This is a genomic window from Chitinophaga vietnamensis, assembly GCF_902167635.1.
Lineage (GTDB): Bacteria > Bacteroidota > Bacteroidia > Chitinophagales > Chitinophagaceae > Chitinophaga > Chitinophaga vietnamensis.
In genome coordinates this window covers 464,415-490,073 of record NZ_CABHMS010000003.1, presented here as the reverse complement: position 1 = coordinate 490,073, position 25,659 = coordinate 464,415, and the positions used below count along the sequence as shown (strand labels likewise).

The 25,659-nt window shown below is 49.2% G+C and carries 22 protein-coding genes; 13 read left to right on the top strand and 9 right to left on the bottom strand.

Annotation, left to right across the window (positions count from 1 at the left end; translation table 11 throughout):
• Positions 1-139 precede the first annotated feature (139 nt).
• The 3 genes from aspT to FPG75_RS10105 all read right to left on the bottom strand — a co-directional run bounded on the left by aspT (position 140) and on the right by FPG75_RS10105 (position 4,152).
• Positions 140-1,846, bottom strand: coding sequence for an aspartate-alanine antiporter (gene aspT / locus FPG75_RS10115; RefSeq protein ID WP_143306659.1), 1,707 nt, complete (start codon positions 1,844-1,846; stop codon positions 140-142).
• Positions 1,847-1,907: 61 nt separating this feature from the next.
• Positions 1,908-2,369, bottom strand: coding sequence for a ribonuclease HI (rnhA, locus tag FPG75_RS10110; RefSeq protein ID WP_143306658.1), 462 nt, complete (start codon positions 2,367-2,369; stop codon positions 1,908-1,910).
• A 145-nt stretch (positions 2,370-2,514) separates the two neighbouring features.
• Complete coding sequence (locus FPG75_RS10105) at positions 2,515-4,152, bottom strand: acyl-CoA carboxylase subunit beta (RefSeq protein ID WP_143306657.1); 1,638 nt, start codon at positions 4,150-4,152, stop codon at positions 2,515-2,517.
• A gap of 51 nt (positions 4,153-4,203) precedes the next feature.
• On the opposite strand from FPG75_RS10105, the gene FPG75_RS10100 reads away from it, so the two are divergent.
• A complete protein-coding gene (locus FPG75_RS10100) occupies positions 4,204-4,662 on the top strand; it encodes a DinB family protein (RefSeq protein ID WP_143306656.1) in 459 nt (152 codons plus the stop codon).
• Here the strand turns inward: FPG75_RS10100 and FPG75_RS10095 are convergent.
• Positions 4,659-5,594 (bottom strand): bifunctional helix-turn-helix transcriptional regulator/GNAT family N-acetyltransferase, encoded by a 936-nt coding sequence (locus FPG75_RS10095; RefSeq protein WP_143306655.1) that lies wholly within the window; start codon positions 5,592-5,594, stop codon positions 4,659-4,661. The two genes, FPG75_RS10100 and FPG75_RS10095, sit on opposite strands and share 4 nt — an antisense overlap.
• A gap of 146 nt (positions 5,595-5,740) precedes the next feature.
• Here FPG75_RS10095 and FPG75_RS10090 point away from each other — a divergent pair, with 146 nt between their 5' ends.
• Complete coding sequence (locus FPG75_RS10090; protein ID WP_143306654.1) at positions 5,741-7,201, top strand: sodium:solute symporter; 1,461 nt, start codon at positions 5,741-5,743, stop codon at positions 7,199-7,201.
• Between the two features lie 3 nt (positions 7,202-7,204).
• Here FPG75_RS10090 and FPG75_RS10085 read toward each other — a convergent pair whose 3' ends face one another.
• Complete coding sequence (locus FPG75_RS10085; RefSeq protein WP_143306653.1) at positions 7,205-8,161, bottom strand: ion channel; 957 nt, start codon at positions 8,159-8,161, stop codon at positions 7,205-7,207.
• 206 nt (positions 8,162-8,367) lie between these two features.
• Between FPG75_RS10085 and FPG75_RS10080 the strand changes: the two genes are divergently transcribed.
• From FPG75_RS10080 to FPG75_RS10050, 7 genes are all read left to right on the top strand, one after another.
• Positions 8,368-9,699 carry a DEAD/DEAH box helicase gene (locus FPG75_RS10080; protein WP_143306652.1) on the top strand — a complete coding sequence of 444 codons (1,332 nt, stop codon included), beginning with the start codon at positions 8,368-8,370 and terminating at the stop codon, positions 9,697-9,699.
• 136 nt (positions 9,700-9,835) lie between these two features.
• On the top strand, positions 9,836-10,414 hold the full coding sequence (locus FPG75_RS10075) for an isochorismatase family cysteine hydrolase (RefSeq protein WP_143306651.1): 579 nt from the start codon (positions 9,836-9,838) through the stop codon (positions 10,412-10,414).
• A gap of 3 nt (positions 10,415-10,417) precedes the next feature.
• The gene (locus FPG75_RS10070; RefSeq protein ID WP_143306650.1) at positions 10,418-11,683 is read left to right on the top strand and encodes an MFS transporter; all 1,266 of its coding nucleotides are present in this window, start codon (positions 10,418-10,420) and stop codon (positions 11,681-11,683) included.
• Positions 11,622-12,158, top strand: coding sequence for a DUF1697 domain-containing protein (locus FPG75_RS10065; RefSeq protein ID WP_143306649.1), 537 nt, complete (start codon positions 11,622-11,624; stop codon positions 12,156-12,158). Before FPG75_RS10070 ends, FPG75_RS10065 begins: the two co-directional genes overlap by 62 nt.
• Before the next feature lie 72 nt (positions 12,159-12,230).
• On the top strand, positions 12,231-12,656 hold the full coding sequence (locus FPG75_RS10060; protein WP_143306648.1) for a MauE/DoxX family redox-associated membrane protein: 426 nt from the start codon (positions 12,231-12,233) through the stop codon (positions 12,654-12,656).
• A gap of 12 nt (positions 12,657-12,668) precedes the next feature.
• Positions 12,669-12,956 (top strand): hypothetical protein, encoded by a 288-nt coding sequence (locus FPG75_RS10055; protein WP_143306647.1) that lies wholly within the window; start codon positions 12,669-12,671, stop codon positions 12,954-12,956.
• Between the two features lie 694 nt (positions 12,957-13,650).
• Positions 13,651-13,944 carry a hypothetical protein gene (locus FPG75_RS10050; protein ID WP_143306646.1) on the top strand — a complete coding sequence of 98 codons (294 nt, stop codon included), beginning with the start codon at positions 13,651-13,653 and terminating at the stop codon, positions 13,942-13,944.
• Positions 13,945-13,948: 4 nt separating this feature from the next.
• Here the strand turns inward: FPG75_RS10050 and FPG75_RS10045 are convergent, their stop codons facing one another.
• From FPG75_RS10045 to FPG75_RS10035, 3 genes are read right to left on the bottom strand one after another with little or no spacing between them, the layout of a single operon-like run.
• Positions 13,949-15,352 carry a TlpA family protein disulfide reductase gene (locus FPG75_RS10045; protein WP_143306645.1) on the bottom strand — a complete coding sequence of 468 codons (1,404 nt, stop codon included), beginning with the start codon at positions 15,350-15,352 and terminating at the stop codon, positions 13,949-13,951.
• An 18-nt stretch (positions 15,353-15,370) separates the two neighbouring features.
• Positions 15,371-16,735 (bottom strand): RagB/SusD family nutrient uptake outer membrane protein, encoded by a 1,365-nt coding sequence (locus FPG75_RS10040; protein WP_143306644.1) that lies wholly within the window; start codon positions 16,733-16,735, stop codon positions 15,371-15,373.
• 11 nt (positions 16,736-16,746) lie between these two features.
• Positions 16,747-20,265 (bottom strand): SusC/RagA family TonB-linked outer membrane protein, encoded by a 3,519-nt coding sequence (locus FPG75_RS10035; RefSeq protein ID WP_161596746.1) that lies wholly within the window; start codon positions 20,263-20,265, stop codon positions 16,747-16,749.
• A gap of 428 nt (positions 20,266-20,693) precedes the next feature.
• On the opposite strand from FPG75_RS10035, the gene FPG75_RS10030 reads away from it, so the two are divergent.
• The 3 genes from FPG75_RS10030 to FPG75_RS10020 are packed head-to-tail and all read left to right on the top strand — an operon-like array spanning position 20,694 to position 23,402.
• Positions 20,694-21,254: an RNA polymerase sigma factor gene (locus tag FPG75_RS10030; RefSeq protein WP_143306642.1), complete on the top strand. Its 561-nt coding sequence runs from the start codon at positions 20,694-20,696 to the stop codon at positions 21,252-21,254.
• Positions 21,255-21,286: 32 nt separating this feature from the next.
• Positions 21,287-22,399, top strand: coding sequence for a FecR domain-containing protein (locus FPG75_RS10025; protein ID WP_143306641.1), 1,113 nt, complete (start codon positions 21,287-21,289; stop codon positions 22,397-22,399).
• Positions 22,400-22,424: 25 nt separating this feature from the next.
• A complete protein-coding gene (locus FPG75_RS10020; RefSeq protein ID WP_143306640.1) occupies positions 22,425-23,402 on the top strand; it encodes a helix-turn-helix transcriptional regulator in 978 nt (325 codons plus the stop codon).
• 3 nt (positions 23,403-23,405) lie between these two features.
• On the opposite strand, the gene FPG75_RS10015 is transcribed toward FPG75_RS10020, so the two are convergent.
• Positions 23,406-24,287, bottom strand: a complete 882-nt coding sequence (locus FPG75_RS10015) for a LysR substrate-binding domain-containing protein (RefSeq protein ID WP_143306639.1) — start codon at positions 24,285-24,287, stop codon at positions 23,406-23,408.
• A 116-nt stretch (positions 24,288-24,403) separates the two neighbouring features.
• Between FPG75_RS10015 and FPG75_RS10010 the strand changes: the two genes are divergently transcribed.
• Positions 24,404-25,639 carry an MFS transporter gene (locus tag FPG75_RS10010; RefSeq protein WP_143306638.1) on the top strand — a complete coding sequence of 412 codons (1,236 nt, stop codon included), beginning with the start codon at positions 24,404-24,406 and terminating at the stop codon, positions 25,637-25,639.
• Positions 25,640-25,659: the final 20 nt, after the last annotated feature.

Below are 25,659 nucleotides of genomic sequence, written 5' to 3'. Positions count from 1 at the left end.
GGTTGGTAAAAACATGTCATAAAACGGCTTCCTTTCATGTGATTCAATTATACTCTAGTATTCCTATAGACTAATGGGACGCAAAGCTAGTGGATAGGATTCAATCTACAAAAGAAAAGTTAAAAATTTAATCGATTTGTTATGAACGGGACATGAGCAGGACAATGATAACGCCGCTCGTGGTGAGCGTAATATTGGCCACGGCATACGCCACCGTATAGCCCAGCGCGGGCACTTTACTATTCAAGGCATCTTGTACCGCAAGCAATGGCGCCGACTCGTCATGCGCGCCTGCGCAGGCGCCCAATCCAATTGCCGGATGGAATTTGAAAACATACTTCGCCAGGAAAAGCGCCACCACCATGGGTAATAAGCTCAGGACCGCGCCCGCCAGGAAAAGTGTCAGGCCTTTTTCTCTCAGCCCTGTCAGGAAGCCTTCACTGGAGGTAAGTCCTACCATCGCGATGAACACATGCAGGCCCAGTTTGGTCAGCACCCATTGCGATGCGGGCGGGATATATCCAAACGTGGGCCGCAAACCGCGCAGCCATCCAAAGAAAAGGCCCGCCAGCAGCGCGCCGCCGCTGGTGCTTAATTCTATCGGCACATTGCCGGCGTGAAAGGTCAAGGCGCCCACCAAGGTACCGGCAACAATACCTCCGGCGAGATAAACGATATCTGTTTCCACTCCCGAGCGTTCTTTGTAACCCAGCAGCGATACGGCTTTGTCCAGCTCCTCCTGGATGCCCACCAGTTGCAATACATCTCCTTTTTGCAGCACGGTGAGATAAGACAAAGGAATTTCAATGCCGGCCCTCGTGAGCTTACGTACGCTGATGCCATGAAAATCCGGATGTTTGACCAGGGTATGAATGGGCCGGCCTCTCAGCGCTTTATTAGTGACCACCACGGTAATATCCTGCACCGGGAAAGTAAGGAGTCCTACATCTGCTACTTCCTTTCCCAGCAGGTTGTCGGACCCGATAGCAGAGATGCGCTGCCCTCCTACCGCGATGATATCGCCGGTTTGCAAAATGAAGTCCGGACTGGTTTCCATGAGGGCGCCGGCTCGGCGTATCCGCAAAATATAAAGCGCTCTTTTTTTATCGTGCAACATCTGCTCTACGTTGCGCACCGTGCGGCCGGCCAACTCTCCATTGATCAGGTAAGCCCGGAAAGCCGCCTGGTCGTAGGCATTGCTGATGCTCGTCTCTTCCTCTGCGGCATTATCATTCATCTGCGCTTCCATTTCTTTTGTTTGCTCGATCAGCTTTGCACGGCTGCCCGACATAAACCAGGGACCTATCACCGACAGGAACCAGCTGGTGCCCGCAGTACCAAAAATATAGGTGACGGCATAGGCCACGGGTATCTGGTCTATCAGCCTTGTCTTTTCATCTGCGGCCAGGTTGAGATCATTGATGGTATTGGATGCCACGCCGATGATGGCGGAGCAGGTATTGGCGCCGGACATCAGTCCGGCGGAAGTGCCTACATCAAAACGCAGCAGCGACGCGATGCCCCAGCAAAAGAGCAGGCTGCTGCAACAGACGATGAAAGAGAACAATGCCAGTGGCAGGCCATCTTTCCGCAGGGCCTGGAAAAACTGCGGCCCGATACCGTAGCCGGTACAAAAGAGGAAGAAAAGAAAGAAGATAGATTTGGCACTACCGGGAATGGCTATATGAAAACTGCCGATGGCGATACCCACCAGCAGCACGCCCGTAACGGTGCCCAATGTAAATCCTTTGATATGCACCTTGCCGATCAGGAATCCGATCATGAGGGTGAGCATCACGGCTATTTCCGGATATTTCTGTAATGTAGCGATCAACCAGGTGAGCATAAGCGAGCAATAAGGTTTCGCATATACTACAAATATCCGGGTGGAATGGTTCTGTAAAATTTCAGGCGTTACCGCTTTCGAAACCTTCGTCGATCAGCCAGTTGCCGCTGTCGGCGGCTGCAGTGGCCAGTTCATCACAGCGGTTATTGAAAGGGTTGCTGGCATGTCCTTTCACCCATTTCATGGTCACGCGGTGCTTGCGGTATAATGGTATGAAACGTAACCAGAGGTCTTTGTTCTTTTTGTCTTTGAAATTGGTTTTCACCCAGCTCCACAGCCATCCTTTTTCGATGCTGTCCACTACATATTTACTATCGGTATAGATGGTGAGAGGCACGCCATCTTTTTTAAGCGCTTCCAGCCCCACAATCACGGCCAGCAGCTCCATACGGTTATTAGTAGTTTTACGGTAGCCTTGCGAGAGTTCCTTCCTGATGTTCCCCCAGATGAGCACAACGCCATATCCGCCCGGGCCGGGGTTTCCACGGGAGGCCCCATCTGTGTATATGATTAGTTCCGACAAAATATTTATGAATTTATTGATTTACAGATTTATGGATTGTATTGGTGTTTTATTGTTTAAGGGTGTGAAGATAAAAAACAAAACGACAAAACAACAAAACACCAATACAATCCATAAATCCGTAAATCAATAAATCCATAAATATTTACACCTGAAATACGCCTACATTAAATGCGCTTTCTATGGGTGCGTTGTTGGCGGCTTTGATACTTTCGGATATGCGTGAGCGTGTGTCTGCCGGGTCGATGATGTCATCTACCCAGAGCCTGGCGGCGGCGTAATAAGGGGTGGTTTGCGCGTTGTATCTTTCTGTGATCTCGGCCAGCAGCTTGCTTTCTGCTTCGGGCGTGATGGTTTCTCCTTTGGCTTTGAGAGAGGCCACCTGGATCTGTAATAATGTTTTGGCGGCTTGTTCGCCACCCATCACCGCGATCTTGGCCGTAGGCCAGGCATAGATGAAACGCGGATCATAGGCCTTGCCACACATGGCGTAGTTGCCCGCCCCATAAGAGTTACCGATGATGATCGTGATCTTCGGCACTACCGAGTTGGATACGGCATTCACCAGTTTGGCGCCGTCTTTAATGATGCCGGCATGTTCGCTGCGACTGCCCACCATGAAGCCGGTAACATCCTGTAAAAATACCAAGGGTATCTTTTTCTGGTTGCAGTTCATGATGAAGCGCGCGGCCTTGTCGGCGCTGTCGTTGTAGATCACGCCACCCATCTGCATTTCGCCTTTGCGGCTCTTCACGATCTTGCGTTGGTTGGCAACGATACCTACTGCCCACCCATCGATGCGGGCATAGCCACAGAGGATACTCTTGCCATAATCTTGCTTGTATTGATCAAAAACAGAATCATCAACGATACGTGTGATTACTTCCAGCATATCATAAGGACGGGAACTATCGGCAGGCAGCACGCTGTACAGCTCTTCTACCGGCTTCTGTGGCGGCGCCGGCTTGATACGGTCGAAACCCGCTGTGGCGGCATGTCCTATCTTCGATACGATCTGTTTGATGCGATCAAGACACTCTTCATCGGTCTTGAATTTATAATCCGCGATGCCGGATATTTCGGTATGCGTAACGGCGCCACCGAGTGTTTCAGCATCTACGTCCTCTCCTATGGCGGCTTTCACGAGGTAAGGGCCGGCGAGGAAGATAGAGCCGTTACCTTCTACCATCAGCACTTCATCGCTCATAATAGGCAGGTAGGCGCCGCCGGCTACACAGCTGCCCATCACGGCGGCGATCTGTGTGATGCCCATGGCGCTCATGCGGGCATTGTTGCGGAATATGCGGCCAAAGTGTTCTTTGTCGGGGAAGATCTCATCCTGCATGGGCAGGAATACGCCGGCACTGTCTACCAGGTAGATCACGGGCAATTTATTTTCCATGGCGATCTCCTGCAGGCGCAGGTTCTTTTTGCCCGTGAGCGGGAACCAGGCCCCGGCCTTTACAGTCATGTCATTGGCAACGATCATGCACTGGCGGCCGCTTACATAGCCGATGCCGCCAACGGTGCCACCGGCGGGGCATCCGCCGTATTCGGGGTACATATCATAGGCGGTGAAGGCGCCAATTTCGGTGAAGGTGCTGTCCTTATCAATGAGGTAGTTGATACGCTCCCTTGCGGTGAGCTTGCCCCGCTGTCTTACTTTCTCGAGGCTCTTCTTTCCGCCGCCCTGCTCTATCACTCCCAGGCGCTGCTTCATTGTACTGATAGCCATCCGGATGGCATCTTCATTTTTATTGTTTTCCAGTTCCTGTTGATTCATAACGATGTTTATTTTGTAAATTACGAATAACGTAATTCCAAACCTCAATTTATGTCATTTACAAACCATATCGCTGATTCACTGGAAAGTCTTTATAACGGGGAGCCCTGGATCGGCGTGACTTACAAGGAGCATCTCACGCGTATTAATTCCTTCCAGGCTGTGCAACGCGTCAAAGGGTCGAATTGTATCTGGCAGATCGTGAACCATGTTGTTTACTGGCATCAGCGCGTGCAGCGCTATATTTATAATGAGGCGCCGGAGCAGGATGGCGACCTGCCGGATTTCTACATGCCCGATAATCATGGAGAGGAGAACTGGAAGGCTACGTTGCACCGCCTGGATCACTCTTTTAAAACGGTGACAGACACCATCCGGAAATTCCCGGAGGATAAGCTGTTCGAGACCTTCCCCGGCACCGATAACCGCGCGATCTATTACCTGCAGGGCCTTTGCGAGCATGATGCCTATCATCTCGGTCAGATCGTGCTATTGCATAAATATTATTAAGCGCCGCTGAGATCCATATCATAACGCTGCTCATAGAGCTGCTGTCCCCATAACTGCATATACTTTTCGCCGCTGCGGCGGAAGCCCGCCTGTTTGTACAGCGCGATGGCCCTGGCTTGCAGGCTGGTGGTCATGAGATAGATATGCTGGTAGTTTTTTTCTTTACAGAAAGAGATGGCTTCCGACAGCAAACGTTTGCCCAGTCCCTGTCCCCGGAAATCGGGATGTACCAGCAGCCACTTCAGCTGCGCCAGGTGGCGCGAGGATGCCAGCACGGCTACGGTGCCGACTATACGACCTTCGGCTACTGCCAGGATGATACGGTCTTTCGCGGGGGAATAGCTCGACAGGAACTCATGTACCGTTTTGCAGGTATCTGTTTCAAAGGCAAGATTGTAGCCGGTTTCAGCGGCATAGAGCGATCCATGCAGATGGATCAGGAAACCGGCATCGCCGGGTTGCAACTGGTAACGGAAGTGTACTTCAGGCAGGGCGGCCGTTTCCGGCGAGAGCAATTGTCTCACGGCTTTCATGGAGGCAGCCAGCTGTTGTTGCTTTGGTTCGGGCAAGGGCTCCAGCAGGCGGCGTATGCCGGCGCCGGTGGCCTGTTCCGCGATGGCCAGTTGCTGCCGCCCTTCCGCTGTGATCTGTAAAAAGAAGCTGCGCGCATCCATCCGTGATTGCTGCCGTGAGATCAACCCTTGTTTTTCCATCGCCCGCGTTACACGGGTAAGGTACCCGCCATCGGTACGGGTGGCAGCCGCCAGTTGACCCGCCGTACACTTTTCAATGGCCGATAATTCTTTCAACACCCGCATTTCTGTCAGTGATAATTTAACGGAGGCAAGATGATCATCCAGCCGTTCGGCTACCTCCGCATAAAACCGGTTGAAATGGTGGATCTCTCCCGCCACATCGTGAAAGGAATTCATAGGTATTTGTTTATCAACAAAAATTGTAATATAATTTGACAAAAGCAAATTATTTGTTTGACCACAGCAAATACTTTACTGGCGGGAAGAATGATAGAAAAGATAAATCCTATTCCATATATTTGGTGCTTCATTAAATTGGATATATGTCGCCAGCCTTGTTATTTTCATTTGTAGTCGCCTATTTTGTCATACTGCTGATAGTGGCCTGGTACACCGGCCGCAATGCCAACAATGAGTCCTTTTTCATTGGCAACCGTAACAGTAACTGGATGCTGGTTGCCTTCGGGATGATCGGTACTTCTTTGAGCGGCGTTACCTTTGTAAGCGTTCCAGGCGACGTAGGCACCAAGGCCTTTACGTATTTCCAGATCACCCTGGGATATTGTATCGGTTATCTCACCATTGCTTTTGTGCTGATACCATTGTATTACCGTTTGCAATTAACCTCTATCTATAATTATCTCAACACCCGTTTCGGGATGACCTCCTACAAAACGGGCGCCTCTTTCTTTATCCTCTCCCGCACGCTGGGCGCCACTGCCAGGCTGTTCCTCGTGGTGAGAATATTACAGGAAGCGATCCTCCAGAATTTTCATGTGCCGTTTGTAGTCACCACCCTGATCATCCTCCTGATGATCCTCGTGTATACCTACGAGGGCGGCGTAAAAACAATCGTATATACGGACACGTTACAGACCACCTGTATGCTGGCCGGGCTGGTGATCTGTGTATTTTATATCCTGCATACCATGCATCTCAGCTTTGGCGAGAGCATCAGCGCGATGCAGGAAAAGGGCCTCACCAAAATATTTGTGACAGATCCCAACAGCAGCCTGTTCTTCGTGAAACAGATACTGGCCGGGGCTTTCGTGACCATCACGATGACGGGCCTCGACCAGGAGATGATGCAAAAGAACATCTCCGTAAAAACATTGCGTGATTCCAAAAAGAATATGGTATCGCTGGCCTTCATTATGATGGCGGTGATCGGGCTGTTCCTCTTCCTCGGCGGTTTGCTGCACCTGTACGGTGCGCAGCAGCAGGTGACCGCCAAAGGTGATAAGCTCTTCCCGGAGCTGGCGCTTCATCATATGCCGCCGGTGATCGCCGTGATCTTCATTATTGCGCTCATCTCTGCGCTGTTCCCCAGCGCTGATGGCGCCATGACGGCCCTCACCTCTTCTTTCTGTATTGATATCCTGGGTATGCAGCGCCGGAAAGACTGGACGCCGGCGCAACAGAAACGCATCCGCCAGCGCATACACTTAGGTATGGCTTTCGTGTTCCTGCTTTTTGTGATGGTGTTTGAATGGATCGATAACCAGAGCATGATCGGGGTGATCCTGAAAGTGGCCGCGTATACTTATGGTCCGCTGCTCGGCTTATTTGCATTTGGTATACTTACGAAGCGGCAGGTCAAGGACCGGCTGGTGCCGGTGGTATGCGTGATATCGCCGATCCTCTGCTTTATCCTCGATAAATACCAATCGGTATTTTTTGGGCAGTTCCAGATCGGACTGGAGCTGCTGATCATTAACGGGGTATTTACGTATATCGGTTTATTGATCATCAGTGCTGACGGCCGTTTGGACCGTCAGCACTAATGATTATTCCACGGGCCGGGAGAGACTGATTTTGTCCAGCTCGAGGATGGTGGTACGGCCATTATCGCTTTCGCGGTACATCGGTACAAACTTGCGGTTGTGGCGGATCTCGTGGTAGGTATAGGAGGTCCGTTGCTGCACGATATTGGAATAGATATCATTGAATCCTCTTACCGTTACATATACTTCCACGTCTGCGTTCCTCATATCTTCTTCTGAAAGCCCGAGCAGCGGGCTTTCTTCGTTAATAGGATGCACCACGGTCCAGTTCATGGAGAGGCTTTCCACCTTTCTTCTTTCCAGGGGAAGATCATAATAGCGATATACGAAATTGCCGTCTTCTTCCACGAGCAGGGCGAGATTGACTTGTATCGTTACATCTGTGAGCGTGTGATGCTCTTTGTAGGAGGCCACGCGGAACATCAGTGCTGTAGCGCCTTTGAAGGGCGCGATGAGGGCGTCTTCACTAAAGAGCAGGTGTGCGCGGGGTTTGGAAAAACGCCCGTAGATAAGACCCGTGGCGATTGCAAAAGAGAGGAAGCCGGTCATGGCTTCGATCGACGCTACGAAGTTGGCGCCGTCGCCCACGGGGTTAACACGTCCGTAACCCACGGTGGTAAAGGTTTCCGTGCTGAAGAAGTACAGCTCTTTGAATTTCTCCCAGGTGGTTTTGCCGATCACCCCTTGCAGCTGTTCCGGCCCGATAAGCCAGTAGATGCCGGTGTAGAACAGGTTGATAGAAAAATAAAAGGCCAGTATCATACAGGCGAATTGCCAGGCCGGCAGCGACAGCAGCATGTGGTATACGCTGAAACGGTCCCAGAACGGGCGCCCTTCGCGGCGCAGGTTAAAAGTGCCATCGCGGTTGATGAAGCGGCCGCCATAGCCGGTAGCATTCACACCGAAGCCGGTATCATTGTTCTGTTTGGAAAAAGGGTTAATGTGTTTCAGGAGCGCCATATGAGATATTTATGCTGTAAAAATAATTATGAATTACGAATTAAGAATTACGGATTTGTGGGGAGATATTTGCGGAAGAAGCCCTTGAAGCGCTCGAAGCGCTTCAAGGGCGGTAGCCTTAACATGCTTCACTTATTGCTTCTTCCGCAAAATATCTCCCCACAAATCCGTAATTCTTAATTCGTAATTCGTAACTACCTTTGCGTATGAGTTTTCGTGAATTAAATCTGAATACACCTTTATTGAATGCGCTGGACGACCTGGGCATTCAACAGCCTACCACCATCCAGCAGCGCGCCTTTTCTGTGATTATGTCCGGCCAGGATGTGTGCGGCATAGCGCAAACCGGTACCGGTAAAACCTTTGCTTACCTGCTGCCATTGCTGCGGTTGTGGAAATTTACCAAAGAGAAACATCCCCAGATACTGATCATGGTGCCTACCCGCGAGCTGGTGGTGCAGGTGGTGGAGGCAGTGAAGCAACTGACCACCTATATGAATGTGGAAGTGCTGGGCGTTTACGGCGGCGTGAACATGAACCCGCAGATGGCCGCTGTGCAAAATAAAACAGACGTGTTGGTGGCCACACCCGGACGCCTATACGATATTATCCTCAGCGGCGCACTGAAAGTGAAATCTATCAAGCGGCTGGTAATAGATGAGGTAGATGAGATGCTGAACCTGGGCTTCCGCACACAGATCACCAATATACTTGATCTGCTGCCCGAGCGCCGGCAGAACCTCCTCTTTTCCGCTACTATTACGGAAGAAGTGGAACAGCTCATCAACACGCATTTCAATCATCCTGCACGCATAGAAGCTGCGCCGGCGGGCACCCCGCTGGAAAACATCGACCAGCGCATCTATCGCGTGCCGAACTTCAATACCAAGATCAATCTGCTGGAACAGCTTATCTCGACTGATGAGAGCATGACCAAAACTTTGATCTTTGCCAGCACCAAGCAATTGGCCGACGACCTCTATGAGCCGCTCAGCGCGCGCTTTCCGGAGAAGGTGGGCATCATCCATTCAAACAAGGAACAGAATCACCGATTCAATACGGTGAACCAGTTCCAGAGCGGCGCTTACCGTTTCCTCATTGCAACGGATATCATCGCGAGAGGTCTGGACATCGCTGAAGTAACCCATGTGATCAACTTCGATACGCCGGAGGCGCCGGAAAATTATATCCACCGCATTGGCCGTACCGGTCGTGCTGATAAGAAAGGTATCGCCATCCTGCTTACCAAAGATTCCGAAATACCGCAATTGGAGGCTATCGAGTCGCTGATGAATTACAATATCCCGGAAGCCCCGCTGCCGGAAGGCCTGGTGATCTCTGATGTGCTCACCGCAGACGAGCAACCGAAAGTGCATATGCGCAACACGCTCGTAAAGGCGCCCAAGCGCGAAGACGCAGGCCCCGCCTTCCATGAGAAGCTCGCTAAAAATAAAAAGGTGAACCGCAAGATCAGCCATAAAGAAAAGATGCAGCTGAAATATGGTAAGCCGAAAAAGCGTAAACCAAAGAAAAGATAAGGATATAAATCGGTCCCTTTAAAAAAAGCGGATGTATCAAAAGATACATCCGCTTTTTTATTTTCTCATCTAAAAAAGAAGTTATAATTTTGTAAGGCAAACTTAGTAGTTTACTTTATCAAATAATTATAACAAGATGATCACCACAATTGACAGCACCAGCGCCCTGGTATTGATAGACCTGCAGGCGCCGATATTAGGCCTGCCTGCCCTACACCCAATTGAAGGTATCCTGGACCGCGCCGCCGCCCTGGTGGCCGCATTCCGTCGCAAGCAACGCCCGGTAGTATTTGTAAGTGTGAACAGCGCCGGCGCTCCCTGGGTCCAGGCGCGCACGCAGGAGCCGCGCCAGCCGCTGCCACCGCAGATGATACAGATGATGCAGGATGGTTCCTTCGTTAAGATAGCGCCCCAGCTGGACCCTCGGCCGGACGATATTTATGTTACCAAACAGGCCTGGAGCGCCTTTTACAAGACCCCTCTCGAGGAAATATTAAGCGCAAAAGGCATCACGCAGATCGTGCTTGGCGGCGTAGCCACCAGCATGGGCGTGGAAGGCACAGCGCGCGATGCGCACATGCGCGCCTTCCATGTGAGCTTTGCCACAGACGCTATCACAGACCGTTCCGCGCAGGCGCACGAGAGCAGCATGCAGGTTATATTTCCCAAACTCGGCGAGTTGGGCACTGCCGCCGATATCATTGCCAAACTTTAGGTCATGCGCCGTCCGGAAGCCACTACCCTGCGTTTCATGACGCCGCTGGTGTTGGGCAATATGATGAACCCGCTCAACTCCACCATGCTGGCCACTGCCCTCACCACCATCTGCAATGCCTTTGCCCGGAATGTTGCCGATGGCGCGTTGTTGGTAACGCCGCTGTATATTACTGCTATGATCGGACAGCCAGTCATGGGCTGGCTGGCCGATCTATATTCTCCCAAACGTATCAACACACTGGGTTTTGTGTTAGTGCTGGCGGCCGCTGTTGTTGGTATGGCGGCCCCTTCTTTCGGATGGCTGGTGGTGTCGAGAGTGATATTGGGCCTGGGCACTTCTGCTGCCTACCCTTCTGCCATGGCCATTCTTCACCGCCGTTATGCCGCCGAAGGGCGGGGCGTGCCCGGTAATGTATTGGGCGTTATTGCCGTATCCAGCCAGGTATGCATGGTGCTGGGGCCTGTGCTGGGAGGCCTTCTCTCGCAGTACATGGGCTGGAAAGGCATCTTCTTTATTAATATCCCCTGGGTGCTGGCTGGCTTGTACAGTTCCCGTTTTATTCCGGAAGATAACGGTAACGGCTCTACGTTATTTCCCGTGCCGCCCGGGGAAACCGGCGGTGTGCTCACATTGTTCCGGCAGCGGCCGGGCATCTTGCTCGTTTATCTGCGCACCGCGGCAACCAACTATGTATTATATCAGCTGTTATATGCGCTGCCGCAATGGATACAGACCATGCGCCATGTGAAACCCGCCAATACCGGTTTGATGCTGTTGCCGATGTCGCTCACTTCGGCCGTGGTGGCCATGGTGATATCGCGCAGCGCCAATACTACCCGGCAAACCTTGTGGGGGCTGTGCACCATTATTCCGGGCAGTCTGGCCCTCGTATGGCTGCACAGCAGCACGCCCCTGTATTTATTAATGATCGTGATCGTATGGCTGGGCCTTGCCATCGGTACCAATATCATTGCCAACCAGGCGGCTTTGAATGAAGCTGCGCCGGCCGGGCAGAAAGGCATCTCCTTCGGGCTCTACCGTACTTTTGGCTATATAGGCGCAATCGTGGCGGGCGCGCAGCTGCACAGTGTTTTTCGTACAGGCGTGAACGATAGGAGTCTGCACACCCTCGGATATTTTGCCCTGATCTCCTGTGGCATTCTAATGGTTTTGTTTATTTTTAGCCTCGTAAAAAGTACATCCTATGACGACGAGGTACATCGCGCTGTTGAGAGGTATCAATGTGAGCGGGCAGAAGATCATTAAAATGGAGGACCTGCGCGGCATGTTCGAGGCCCTTAAATTCAAGCAGGTAAAGACCTATATCCAAAGCGGCAACGTGATTTTTGAGTCGCCGGAGGCAGATGAACAGCTGCTTCTGAAAAAGATACATGCGCGCCTGGAGCGCGACCTGGGATATGCGGTGAACGTATTTCTGCGCAGCACAGCCGAAATGGAGGCGGTAGTGGCGCATCATCCTTATGGTACTATCCAGCCCTCGGAAGATCGTAAACTTTATATTGCCTTTCTGCATGAGGCGCCGTCAAAGGCGCTGCAGGAAGCCTTCCTGGCGTTTCAATCAGAGCAGGAACGCTTTTATTTCCACAACCGGGAAGTATACATTGCCAGTCATAAGGAGATGGAGAAGCCGGTATTTACCAATATGTTTTTAGAAAAGAAACTGAAAACGGTGGCTACCACCCGCAACTGGGCTACTGTTAATAAGGTACTGCATATATAACGCAGTGGGGTCGCAGTCGATGCGATTACCTTGCGGAAAAAAGCGGTATGTACGCAATTTGAAGGAAACTCTATGAAGAAATACTATGCCAAGGGCATCGCTGTATTGATCGCGCTCTTTTTCGTATATGCCTGCTTCAGCAGGTGGTTTGAGTGGGAGATATACCAACACGATATGTATGCGCAACCAGTGCCTAAATTACTATCATCCGTGCTCATCTGGGTATTGCCGCCGGCGGGGTTGATCATCGCCTTTTTTCTTACCAACGACAGGTTCCGCAAATCCGCCCTGCTGGCGGCTGCCGGCCTCTTATTCCTGTATGCGGCTTATGCCGCTGCGATATTATTACATCTCTTTCCGAGAACGCCTTGCTCTTGTAGTGGTATCATTAAACTGGAGTCGTGGCCGAAACAGTTGCTGCTGAGCGGAGGGGGATGTGTGGCGGCGTTGGTGGGGTATTTTATTGAGAGGAAGAAGGAATTTATTATTCACCCATAAAACCTTTGATCCATGAAAAATGTAAAACCCGGATTATTTTTGCTGGTATTGCTGATTGGCGTTGGGGCGGCGTTTGCGAAGGCGAGGCCTGGTGCACGTGGCACGCTTTACTATGGCACTGCTACTGGCGGCGGTTTGAAATGGCAACTCGCACCTCCCAGTGGAAAATCCTGTAATACCGCATCTGCTCTTGCCTGTATTATCTTCTCAAATGAGCCGCAGGCAACGGTCCTGGCCTTGACCAACTCATTTCCGGCCACTTATACCATCGTTAGTGGCAATGCTTTTATTTACAACTAACACATTAAAACCATTACCACAGCAGTGCTGTGGTAATGGTTTTTACAGAATACCAACTTTGCCAACTTAGAGTATCTGAATGAAAACCGGTCATCTAGCAAATGCCACATTCTCCGTGGTGCCCCTATGCATATGTCTCATCTGCTTTTGCAGGTGCCAGTTTGTTTTTACCCACCATGAACTTCCAGGGCCTTTCATCCGATGGCCTGTTACTCTCCTTACGCGGGAAAAGCGTGATTATTCTTTAATCTAATAAATTATAACCATGACAAAGACAAATCTTTCAATGTTTTGCCTCATAATGCTCATTGGCATTGGCGGGGCTTTTGCAGATGCAAAAAAAGCGCGTGCGGCATCATTTTACTATGGCGTATGGACTACTTCTGGAGTTAAATGGCAGCTCACTGCACCCTCCGGGAAAAGTTGCAGTACCAGTTCCTCGTTTGCATGCCTTATCTCATCCAGTGAACCGCAGTCGACAGTATTGGCTCTGACCAATTCATTTCCGGCTACTTATACGATCATAAGCGGTAACGCCTTCATCTATAATTAGTCGTACTTATGTGCCGGAATGCTTCTACGATAGTATTCCGGCATCTTATTTATCTATGCAACGTTATTGCAGTAGTTATCTCTAACTTCCTTTCTCTTTAAGTGAAACCCGCTTCTATTTGTAACCCATAACTATACCATTATGAGAAAGAATTTCCTTCGACAACATGGCTTATTTATGTTAATATTATTGTGTGGTGTTATTTTTGCTTTTCGTAAGCCAACAGATACCGCCTATATTTACTTTGGTGAACTGACAACAGACGGTATGAAATGGCGTTTAAGCCTACCTTCAGGAAAGTCTTGCTTGCCGGCAGATCCAAAATATACCTGTATTATTGCATCCAACGAACCTCCGTCTATTGTTCTTCCCCTTACCGATCAATACCCTGCGACTTATGTAGCGGTGAAAAATCCAGGTTCAATATTTCGATGAGAATTTATTTCAATAATGCCTGGTTGATCATGTTGATCATTCCCACACCGTTATCAGAGCGAGGATCTTTAGGAATACCACCTAGTTTCCCATTTTTATCTATTATTAACAACGTTGGGTAACCGGTAATGTTATATTGTGTGATCACTTCATGCTCTCCCCCCATGCCTGCCGTGAAAAGATGTAAAGCGTTCGATGGTCCATACCTACCATCCTGAACGCTGCATATCCATTTATTTCGATCTGCGTCAATGCTAATACTTACAAAGACAACCTCTCCATTATTAAATTTATCCATGACTATTTTCAGGTAAGGGACCAACTCCTGACAAGAGTAACAGCCTGTAAACCAAAAATCCAACACCACCACTTTGTTACGCAGGCTTTCCAGATGATGGAACACGCCAGCTGTATCGGGTAGGGAGAAGCTGAAAGCCGGCTCACCTCTAACCCTGGTTCGCTTGATGTTCTCAATCAACGTTCGGCAATTATCGGTAGTAATATAGGAAAGCGCATCATTGACAAGGTTGCTAACATCCTGCCCCACATCTTTCAACTGATATATGTATGAACTGAGAAGGCGGCTCCTTAAGCCGCCTTCTGCATAGTGTACCAAGCTATCGTAAATAGTTTGCACCGAAGGTGATGAATGGCCCATTATCTTGTTATTCAACTGGAAGTACTGAATAATACCAGGCCCCAAAAGGCTACTATACTGTAATACAGCCGGTTGGGGATAAGGATAGGTGCGCAACAGGATGCCATTATCATTACTATATCCGTTTAACCACTGATACAAACTGTCATTTGGTATATCACGGAAAGAAACATAGATACCTTTATCCACTTCAGCTGCACCTAACAAGTCCGCAATCAGCATGGTAAATGCGGCCTCACTAAAGTCCGCACGATGACTTTCCAAATACCGCAGGAGCACCCGATTAGTACTATCCATCTTTTCAAATCCATAGCGCATCTCTTTTGCATCTCCCCAAAAAAGATAATACTTAGCATGGTACATTTGAGCATATCTAAATTTTGCAGCACCCCGGCCTGAATACGTATATCCGTTGGCGTTAGTTGTCACAACAATACTATCACCACTTTCCAGCAAAGCTTGGATCGTTTTATCGGACGTTAATGATGCAACTGATGGAATCACTTGTATATAATGCGGATATGACAGGTTTAAGATATCGAAAGAGAAATAGCCATCATTCTTTACCACAGCAGTAAAGGTTTGTTGAAGAAACCTCAACTCATAATATCCATAGTCATAAACTTTCAACTGCACAGTATCTCCAATTTTCAAGCCGTCAATCCGTCCGGATATTTTCGCATGCTTTTGAGCATTTGCTGATAGATGCTGCATCAACAACAAAAGTAAAAAACATGACAACCATCTCATAAAAGAAAATTATATGCTTTATCTCACATTCTGTGGAATACCGCTCAATTTGATCTCCTCCGGTGGGAATGGCATTGCATATCTGGGGTCTCCTGGCGGCAATGTGTATGTTTGTCCGGACGCCACTCGTACCAAAGTTGTCTTAAACCGTCCTTCGCGGTTCAGGCGACGCAGGTCTGTCCAGCGAAGCCCGCGGCACACCAGTTCCTTTCTTCTCTCCTGTAATATGCTAGCCAATGCATCATCTCCATTCGCAGCGGCGTATGGTACAAATGTATTTCTAACAAAGCGTTGCTTCAATAAAGTATTTAGGTCGGCCATGGCATTGGCAACATCCCCATTGCGTGCAAAGCACTCCGCCCGTATCAGATATATTTCATCATTAGCCAGACCAGAGTATATCATACCCCTATAATCATAAGTACCCCTATACACCGGTCCATTTATATCCTTGTAAAAAAGCTGTTTACGCAGGTCGTTATCAGTATAAAGATTAAACAGTGAAGAGTCGACTAATGTAACTTGTACCTGTAATACTTCTGCGGGAACGGACGTAGTATGAAAGATATCCTCAGAAAGCAATGTACCTGAAATGCTATTATCAAGTGGTTGAATATTGTTGTAGTCATCCAGTTTATTATTGAGCTGAAGGCTGCTATCTGCGTACAACAAGGCATTCTGGTAATCTGCCATACCCAAGTAAACTCTTGCCAACAGAGCATAGGCACACACTTTTGAGGGTTTTGTCTGGATAGATACAGTAAGTGGCAAAAGCAATTTTGCTCGCATAAGGTCCGCCAATATCTGTTTATAACATTCCGCTACAGTAGCCCTGGTAGAATGAGCAGCTGGATCGGAAGTCAGCCGCAGCGGAATTCCAAGGTTTATGTTTGCTGTTGCCGGGTCGTAGGGCAATGAGAAGTTCTCCAACAGGCAGTAAGAAAAATAGGCACGCAGGAACAAAGCTGCGCCGCGAATATTGTCGCGCACTACCTGTTGATTGGCGACAGGTTGGAAATTATCCAGGAAATCAAGCACAACATTAGTATAATAAATTGCCTGGTAAGGATTGTTCCAGTTGCCATTGTCGGATTGCGCTTGATAGATGTCCTGTGCGAACAGGTAGGTATTTCGGGCAATAGCTGAAACTGTGAGTAAATTGGCATCCTGTACATGAAACTCATCTGCCGTAATTGTGCCGAAGTTTGTTGTTGACAGGAAATTGAAGACAAATTCGTTATTTAGTAACCCTTGACAATCGGCTAATGTCGATACCGTAGAAAGGCTATGATCAGGTTTTTCATTCAGATATTCTTTCTCCTTGCTACATGCTGCCACCATGCATAATAGTGCTATCAAACTAACTGAAAAATGCATCTTCATTATCCAACAATTTAAAAATTAGCTCTCATACCCAGCGAATAACTACGAGACGAAGGTAAACTTCCCATATAGATATCCGGATCCAACCCCGCATGATTGGCTTTCCAGATGATACCTAAATTATTGATATATGCGTATACCTGCAAATGGGAGAAGGGTAGCCCATTGAAACGCACACGGTCCAGATCATAAACAAGGCTTATATCTTGTAAGCGGATATGATCTCCTTTTTCAACCAGCGGTGTGGCATTTTGATAGAAGGTTTCTCTAGCCATGTTTGCAATTGGGGGCCAGCTAATGGAAGGAACATTAGTAAATTGCTCATCACCAGGATGTTGCCATCTGCTATAATAATCCTTGTGCATACCCCATGCGCTAAAGAGGCTATAATAACTTATAGTGGGACGCCTGAAATAATAGTTAAACTTGTAGATAATATTTACAGACAGTGAAAACCCTTTCCAGGTAAATGTATTTCTTAATGATCCAAATATCGTAGGCCTTGCGGGACCATTGTAAACAAGACTGTCACCTGATGTATTGCCAATAATACCTACCCAATCATTACTTGGTTTGCCATTAAGGTATCCAAGCGGATCACCTGTATTGTGATCTAGCCCTGCCCATCTGTAACTGTAAACCGAAAACAAAGGCTTGCCGACCATTGGCAGAATATTAAAATTATTACTATTGACGTAACCAGGTCCTGCTATGATCGCATCATATTTGGTGACTTTGTCAGTGGCATAGGAGAAAACAAAATTGGTTTGCCACACCCATTGTTTATTGTGTACATTGACGGATGACAAGTTGATATCTACACCATGTACTTTATTCGATGCTGTGTTACCAAAATAGGTCGTCATCCCTGAAGAGCCGGGCAGAGGAGAATTTCCGAAAAGGTCCAACCCTTTTTTGTTATAGTATTCAATAGTACCGGATAACCTATTATTACGCAGCGCGAAGTCCAATGCTGTATTAAGCACCCTTACCTTCTCCCACCTTAGCCCGGGATTACCAGGATTGTTCACCACATTGAAGACATCTGCAGAATAAGGTGTAATGCCTGCTCCTGCGGTAGAGAGTGTAGTATATGCGGATACATTCTTGTTTATGTTACCATTATAACCGTAAGTAGTTCTTACCCTGAATAATGGCAGCCAATTAATATGATAGAAACTCTCTTTGCTAACATCCCATGAAAAGCCAGCAGAATAAAGTGGCAGTGATTTCTGATTAGTTCGTACACCGAACAGATTGGATTTATCTACCCTTACACTCCCTGTAAGTACATAGCGCTTTTTGTAGACATAGCTCGCATTGCCATAATAAGCGAGATAACGGTCTGTAAAGTGCGACCTGGTTGTGGGATGATAGATTACATCATAACCAATCGGTCTGATCTGATAATACTGCTGCGTACTCACCGGTTGGTCCTGGTTGGTCTCCTTGCTGTAGCCGAAAAGTGTACGGCCATCATTATTAATTTCGGCCTGACTGATTTCTGCACCTGCCAGCGCATAAAATTCGTGATCGCTATACCAACTATGGCTATAATTCAGCTGCAAACGGCCCCGATGCGCTACCAGCGCATTGTCGTCTTCCTTCTCTATTCCCCCTAATGGCACTACGTAATCAACTGTTCCATCATTGGTGTTGATCTGCGCAAACCGGTTGATGTAGTCACGGGTATAGTAAGTGGTAGTATCATAAAAATTTCTTTGGGCAACATCTTGTTTCTCGTACTGATAATACACTTCCGCATTGAGATCATTAAAGAATTTATAACGCAAATTGAGATCAACACGCGTATCATTGAGGCGGCCTATATTATCTGCATACTTTATTTCATCCAGCGGATTATATTGCCAATTGAGCAGCTTGCCCTGCCCTACGGTATCGAGATAATCTCTTGCATATCCCCGGGGTAATATCAATCCATTGCCTTTGTTATCTACTAATTGGGCATAGGGATAAATATTACCAACCCTGAACGGGTCAGTCACAATCTGATTCGCCTGCCCGTTCGTCACCTGTTTAGATTGCACCAGGTTGATGCCTGCATTAAAATCGAGTTTCTTCGTGAGATTAACATTATAACGGGAATCAAGTGTAACGCGGTTGCCGCGGTCGCCTTTGTTGCTGCCGCGGTTGCGGTCGTAGCCGAAAGAGAGATAGTAGTCGCTGGTTTCGCTGCCGCCATGCACGCTTACAGCGTATTGTTGCGATACGGAAGGCTGATAAAAATATTTACTGATATCGTGCCTTACATCATTGTTGCGCCAGGCATTGATGCGGTTATCCGCATCTGTGGCGGAGATGAGGCCATTGCGCTGGTCGAGCAATGTTTGTACTACGGGGGAGAGATATTTGTAGCCGGTTTGTATATCGGCATCATAGTATCCCATGCCGAAGAGTTTTTTTTCTATATCGATGAAATCGGTGGATTTGATCACCCGGGGATCATAGTAGATATCAGGTTTTTCGCCGATGGTGAGGTTGGCGTTCACATCTACGTGTGGTGGCTGGTTGCGGGCGCCTTTCCGGGTGGTGATCACGATCACGCCGTTGCCGGAGCGGGCGCCCCAGATCGAGGCGGCCGCTGCATCTTTTAATATCGTGATGCTGGCAACGTCATTGGGGTTGATATTGTTCAGGTCACCTTCGTAAGGAAAATTATCCACGACGATGAGCGGTTTGGCATTGGCAAATAACGTGCTGCGGCCCCGGATGCTGATATCGAGCTGACCGAGGCTGTTGGTTTGCGTATTACGGTTAAAGAGCACGCCAGGCACCAGGCCTTCCAGGCGGCTCAACACATCCATGCTCACGCGGCGGTTCACCAGTTTGGCGTCTATATAAGAAAAGGAACCGGTGGCCCTTTCAGGCGGCACCCACTCATAACCGGTGGACATTACCTTCACGCCACCGAGCGAAGAGATGGCAGGCTTCAGCCGGATGAGGACCGGCGCCGGACCGTTGAGCTTTAATTCCTCCTGCTGGAAACCCAGGCTGCTGGCCACTATTACGGCATCCTTGCGCACTTCCGCGAGGGAGAAGGCGCCATTGGCATCAGTAGTGGTGCCCCGGTTGCTGCCTGTTACAAGAATAGTGGCGCCCGGCACCGGTGCGCCACTTTCATCTGTTACATTGCCTCTCAACGTGATCAGTGATATAGCTTCTACGGGATATGGTGGTATTTGATTGGAGATAGCATCATTTTTTTTTTGCCGCAGCACAATGGCCTTATCGCGGTACTCCCAGGTAAGACCGCGCTGGTCGAGCAACTGGTGGAGCACCTTGTCCAGACTCACTTTGCTGAGGTGCAGGGTTACCTTGTCTTCTTCCTGCACCTGGCGGGTGTTATACATAAAATAGTAACCGGTCTGTTCTTCGATAGCTTTGAACACCCTACCCAGCGGCATACCGTTTACTTTCAGTGTAACGTCCGGCAGGGCGGGTGTTTGCGCGAATGAGGAATAGGCAATGAGGGAGAAAAGAAGGAGCAACAGCCACCTGCTGTATGCCATAGGAAAGCCCCTTTTACGGGTTGATATCATAAGTTGATCTGGTTGACGCATTACCTGTATTTGTACCTAACTATATACTAGCTATTCCTAATAACCGGATTTCCGGACCGGCGGGTTATTCTCCAGCGTAATTTTTTTTAAAGAGATATTTCCCCGATCATTTTGATATAGAAAATAAAAAAATCTGTCTTAAAGCCTTACCTGTACGCACAATTGAGCTAATTAACAAGCGATTAACAAAATATGAAAACTTTTTCCAGCTGCCATCCGAATATACCCATTAGAATGTTCGCTGAGAACTTACACACCCGACATCTACTGACCGCGCCACAACTGACAAAGGTATGATCCATATCTTCGAGTGAGCCACTATAGGTGTTGCCTGAAATGCCGATTTTTAACAACGATATACCAGCTCTTCAAACAGCATGAATGCCGCTCACAACGATATTGAATTACTGGAACAGCTGAAAACTGGCAGCCTGCAGGCATTCAGGCACTTCTATCTCCTCTATCGCCACTGGCTGATACTAACGGCAGCGACTATATTAAATGACGAAGAAGAAGCCAAGGAACTGGTACAAGAATTTTTTATCGATTGGTGGCAAAATGCCCTCTACCAGAAAATTGATCTCAACAGCACCTCTTCTCTCAAAAATTATCTCTTCATTACCATCAAAAACCGCTGCCTTAACAGGATCGCCAAAAACGAGACATTAAAAAAGCGCTACAAAAGCATGGTACTCCCGGACGACTATACCCTTCCCAGTAACCACCTCGAGAACAACGAACTCCGGCAGCAGCTGGATTCCGCCATCAGCAAACTCCCCACTAAACAGTCCCAGGTATTTAAAATGGCCTACGAACAACAGCATTCCCGCAAGGAAATAGCCATCGCCATGAGCATCAGCGAGGAAACCGTCAAGAAACAACTGGCCAGCGCATTGAAAAGTTTAAGAACTTCTTTAAAATATCTTTTTGTTAAGTAACCCGCCGTCTCAAAAAATCTGTTTTATAGTTGATGAACGACTCATACGACATACATCAATTAATAACGGAAAAGCTGGAGGGCCTTATCACTTCTGAGCAGGAACGCTGGCTGGACGCATTGATCGCGCAAGACCCCGTCGTTCGCGCAATGTGGGAAAAGCAACGCCATGACTGGGAAGAAAAAGCTGCCCGGCTCGCCGCAAAGCCCGACCTGGAGGATATTACAACAATGTTCAGCCAAGGCGAAGCGGCGCGCATACGCCGCTTCCCTACACGCTGGGTAGCCGCCGCGGCCGCCATAACCGGCATCAGCCTCGGCGCCTGGTGGTTCCTCTCCATGCGGCAACACAGCCCTGCACTGGCCGCGGTTAACAGCCATGAGATCAGCCTGCAACTGGCCAATGGCCAAGAGGTGAACCTCTCCCGCAATACCGGCGATGTGAGCGCAGAACAGCTGCTGCTCCATAATCATAACAATACCCTCACCTTCGATAGCAAAGACAAACAAGCCGGTATCAACACCCTCCGGGTACCCGCCGGCATCGATTATAAGCTCCAGTTGCCAGACGGCTCCGAAATATGGCTCAATGCCGCCACCACCGTACAGTTCCCGTCCACCTTCAACGGCAATACCCGCGAAGTGACGGTTAACGGTGAAGCCTATATGAAAATAGCCACCGACGCCGCCAGGCCCTTCCTCGTACATACCGCCGGCACCACGGTAAAAGTACTTGGCACCGCCTTTAATATTAACAGCTATGACTCCGCCGCCCTTCGCGTATCGCTGGTAGAAGGCGCCGTAAGCGTAGCCACCGCCAAACAATCAATCAAACTCAGCCCCGGCATGCAGGCCATCTGCAACCATCAGGGCGCCATCCGCCAGCGCCCCTTCGATGCCGCCCGCGAACTCAGCTGGCAACAAGGGCTGCAATATTTTGAAAATGCCAGTCTCGGAGAGATCTGCCAGCAAATCCCCCACTGGTACAATATCCACGTAGTGATAGACAATCCGGCCATCGCCCAGGAAGCCTTCACCGGTCGCCTCGACAGGAAAAAACCGCTCAACACTTTCCTGGACGACCTCAAAGCCACTACCACCATCAATTACTATTACTCAGCTGATAGCGTTTTACACTTCAAATGAACCAATAACCATAAATCTGATAACCATGAGCAATAACACCAGAACACTGTTCATCGAACGTAACGGTGACGACTGTACGCAATTTGGTGATATACCCCGCGAGTTACAAGACGCTCTCATCCCTCATGCCCGCTACTACTATTATGAGGACAGGGATGGCTTTATCCTCGACCAGCACATACAGGCCGGCGAGTTCTCCATCTGGCAACACCAGGTTAAAATGATGCCAGGCGTGCAATTGCAGCCGTATGCCCCGCACCAGGTATATGCCCTGCACGTTTCCAATAATATTCCAGTTGAAACATATGAAGGAGATACTGTAGCCCTTCGTCATAAAGAACTCAGTCTCTTCAATGTGATGCCGGTACCGCATCAGGCCATGCTCATGGACGATTATGCCGACAGCTTCCACATCAACATAGAACCTTCTTCCCTCCCGCTGCTGGCCCGCGAGTTCCCCGTGTTCCGCTGCCTGATGGGCTCTCCGGCCAAAACCGTCACCGGCCCCCTGAACGATTTTCCGTTCCAGCTCAACGAGGTAAGCGCCATGGTCAAAGACAGGATACTGCAATGCAACTATATCGGCCATGCCGCCAATGCATGGTTCCGCCGCAATGCCGTGGATTATTTCACCAATTATTTGCACCAGCTCTCCTGCCCCCGCACCATCATGATGAGCAGCGACGAACAGGAACTGTTTGGCCGCATCCTGGCGTACATCCTCGAAAACCTGCACCAGCAGGACCTCACAGACGCCGTGATCCATCATTTTAATATCAGTGGCGAATTGTTACAGGCGCCTTTTTCACAGGTGTTCAATATCAGTTTACCAGCATTGATTTTACAGGAGAGAATGGCGCGTGCCTTTGTACTTCTGATGGAAACCGCCGACAGCTACAGCGATATTATGCAAGGGGTAGGCTATACGCAGCTCGACGCTTTCACGGCGGCATTCAAACAATATTTTGGCTGTGATCCGATAGAACTGCGCAATGCGCAATAGTGGCTATTCTGCCGCCACCTGCCGCAACAGTTCTTTCACAAACAGCGCCGCCGCCTTTTTCCGGTAAGTTCCTTTTTGCCATAAGATGTAGGAGCGGCGCAGCCACTCGCGGCCTTCCACCGGGATCGCCACGATGTTGCGCCACCCCGTAAGCGCCCGCTCATTCAGGAGCGTGGCCCAATGCCCTTTTTCTATCAGCGACAGTAAAGAGTGTACATCATTCAATTCTATTTTTACGGAGAGCGCCATTTTATGTTTGTGGAAGATCTCGTCGAGAAAATCGCGGGAACTGAAACCTCTCGTAGCCAGGATCATCTCCGTACTTTCCAGCTCCTTTAAAGATACCACCTTGCGCTGCGCCAGCGGATGCCGCTTGGATACCACCATCACGATCCTCGAAGTGACCAGCGGCTGCATCACCAGGTCTTTTTCTTCACTGGTGGTATGAAAGGCCAGTACAAAATCCAGCTCGGCCGCCCGCAGCTTGCGTTCCAGCTCCTCCGGCGAGCCGTAGTCGATATTGATATGAATGCCCGGATACTTTGCGGTGAAAGCAGCAAGCACCGGCAGCAACAAAGAAGTAAAGGCATACGTAACGCCTATACGAAGATCGCCGGTGAGCAGCTGTTGCAAATCCTGGATGGCTTGTTTGCTTTTATCTACCTCCAGCAATACCTGGCGCGCATGGTCCAGGAATACGCGTCCTGCCTCGGTTAACCTGACCTGCTTCCCTACGCGGTCGAACAATAACATGCCCAGCTCCTCTTCGAGCTGCTTCACCTGCTGCGACAAGGTGGACTGTGTAATGTACAATGCCGCCGCGGCAGCGGTGAAATGCGCCATCTCGGCAGCTTTCACGAAGTAGGACAATTGACGGAGCTCCATTTGATCAATCGTTTTTTCTAATCGAAATCATTAAAACAATCTATTTTACAAATATACCGGATATTGCGAAATTTGCACCGTGATTAATTAAAGGCTGTGTTTAAAGATTTTTTCAGATGGATGTTTTTCGCTCGTTGAAGTCACGCAATTTCCGCTTGTTTTTCTCTGGCCAATCCGTATCGCTGGTAGGCACCTGGATGCAGAAAACGGCTGTATGCTGGCTGGTTTACCGTCTTACCAATTCGGCGCTGCTCCTCGGCGTGGTGAGCTTCGCCAGTTTAATTCCCTCGCTGATCCTCTCTCCTTATGCGGGCAGTTATATCGACCGTCATAACCGTTACCGTATCCTGGTGATCACGCAGGTGATCTCGATGTTGCAGGCCGGCGCGCTGGCCTTGCTGATACTGCTGCGCATCTACCATATTCCGGCTATCATCTTCCTGACCCTCGTACAAGGTATCATCAACGCCTTTGACGTAACGTGCCGGCAATCGCTCATGGTAGAAATGGTAACGCATAAAGACGACCTGCCGAACGCCATCGCGCTGAACTCCACCATGGCCAATTTCGCGCGTATCGCCGGCCCGGCGCTGGCGGGCATTATCCTCAGCGCCTTTGGCGAGGATATCTGTTTTGCCAGCAATTTCCTGAGTTATATACCTGTATTGATTTCGCTGTGGATGATGAAACTGGATACGCCGGCAACAAGAAAAACAGAGGGCAGCATCTGGACGGAGCTGCGGGCGGGCTTTGACTATATTTCCAGCGACAAAGACCTCTCCTCTTTGTTACTGATGCTGACGGTAAGCAGCATGTTTGTGATCCCCTTCAACACCCTGATGCCGGTATTCGCTAAAGATATCTTTAACGGTGACGCACGTACGTTCAGCTGGTTCGAAAGCGCTGCCGGACTGGGTTCTATCGCTTCGGCGATCTATATGGCCCGCCTCAAAGGAGGCCGCGACCTGGTGAAGATACTGATCACCGCCAGCCTGATCTTTTCTTTGAGTCTCATTTTATTGTCGTACGCCGGATGGCTGCCGGTAGCCTTGCTGTTCATGGCTTTTTCCGGCGTGGGTATGATGGCGCAAACTTCTGCCATCAACACTTACATACAAACGCATGCGCTGCCCGAGATGCGGGCGCGCGCCATCAGTTATTACATCATGGCTTACCAGGGTATCATCCCGGTGGGCAGCTTGCTGGCGGGCCTGATGTCGCACTACCTGGGGCCGCGCCTCACGGTATGTATTGAGGGCGTAGTGGGTATAGCCGCCACCGTTATATTTGTGTCGTATCGCCGCAAGTTGCCGGAGGACCCGGCTTTTGGCCGTCATAGAAAGTTTGCTTAAATTACTCTATCACCAAAAAA

Bases quoted from the DNA above. Each gene is read 5' to 3' on its own strand.
- FPG75_RS10040 (WP_143306644.1), bottom strand. From the start codon at position 16,735: ATGAAGATGCATTTTTCAGTTAGTTTGATAGCACTATTATGCATGGTG.
- FPG75_RS10030 (WP_143306642.1), top strand. From the start codon at position 20,694: ATGAATGCCGCTCACAACGATATTGAATTACTGGAACAGCTGAAAACT.
- FPG75_RS10075 (WP_143306651.1), top strand. From the start codon at position 9,836: ATGATCACCACAATTGACAGCACCAGCGCCCTGGTATTGATAGACCTG.
- FPG75_RS10090 (WP_143306654.1), top strand. From the start codon at position 5,741: ATGTCGCCAGCCTTGTTATTTTCATTTGTAGTCGCCTATTTTGTCATA.
- FPG75_RS10035 (WP_161596746.1), bottom strand. From the start codon at position 20,265: ATGGCATACAGCAGGTGGCTGTTGCTCCTTCTTTTCTCCCTCATTGCC.
- FPG75_RS10025 (WP_143306641.1), top strand. From the start codon at position 21,287: ATGAACGACTCATACGACATACATCAATTAATAACGGAAAAGCTGGAG.
- FPG75_RS10010 (WP_143306638.1), top strand. From the start codon at position 24,404: ATGGATGTTTTTCGCTCGTTGAAGTCACGCAATTTCCGCTTGTTTTTC.
- FPG75_RS10060 (WP_143306648.1), top strand. From the start codon at position 12,231: ATGAAGAAATACTATGCCAAGGGCATCGCTGTATTGATCGCGCTCTTT.
- FPG75_RS10020 (WP_143306640.1), top strand. From the start codon at position 22,425: ATGAGCAATAACACCAGAACACTGTTCATCGAACGTAACGGTGACGAC.
- FPG75_RS10100 (WP_143306656.1), top strand. From the start codon at position 4,204: ATGTCATTTACAAACCATATCGCTGATTCACTGGAAAGTCTTTATAAC.
- FPG75_RS10070 (WP_143306650.1), top strand. From the start codon at position 10,418: ATGCGCCGTCCGGAAGCCACTACCCTGCGTTTCATGACGCCGCTGGTG.
- FPG75_RS10015 (WP_143306639.1), bottom strand. From the start codon at position 24,287: ATGGAGCTCCGTCAATTGTCCTACTTCGTGAAAGCTGCCGAGATGGCG.
- aspT (WP_143306659.1), bottom strand. From the start codon at position 1,846: ATGCTCACCTGGTTGATCGCTACATTACAGAAATATCCGGAAATAGCC.
- FPG75_RS10055 (WP_143306647.1), top strand. From the start codon at position 12,669: ATGAAAAATGTAAAACCCGGATTATTTTTGCTGGTATTGCTGATTGGC.
- FPG75_RS10065 (WP_143306649.1), top strand. From the start codon at position 11,622: ATGACGACGAGGTACATCGCGCTGTTGAGAGGTATCAATGTGAGCGGG.
- FPG75_RS10045 (WP_143306645.1), bottom strand. From the start codon at position 15,352: ATGAGATGGTTGTCATGTTTTTTACTTTTGTTGTTGATGCAGCATCTA.
- FPG75_RS10085 (WP_143306653.1), bottom strand. From the start codon at position 8,161: ATGGCGCTCCTGAAACACATTAACCCTTTTTCCAAACAGAACAATGAT.
- FPG75_RS10050 (WP_143306646.1), top strand. From the start codon at position 13,651: ATGAGAAAGAATTTCCTTCGACAACATGGCTTATTTATGTTAATATTA.
- FPG75_RS10095 (WP_143306655.1), bottom strand. From the start codon at position 5,594: ATGAATTCCTTTCACGATGTGGCGGGAGAGATCCACCATTTCAACCGG.
- FPG75_RS10105 (WP_143306657.1), bottom strand. From the start codon at position 4,152: ATGAATCAACAGGAACTGGAAAACAATAAAAATGAAGATGCCATCCGG.
- FPG75_RS10080 (WP_143306652.1), top strand. From the start codon at position 8,368: ATGAGTTTTCGTGAATTAAATCTGAATACACCTTTATTGAATGCGCTG.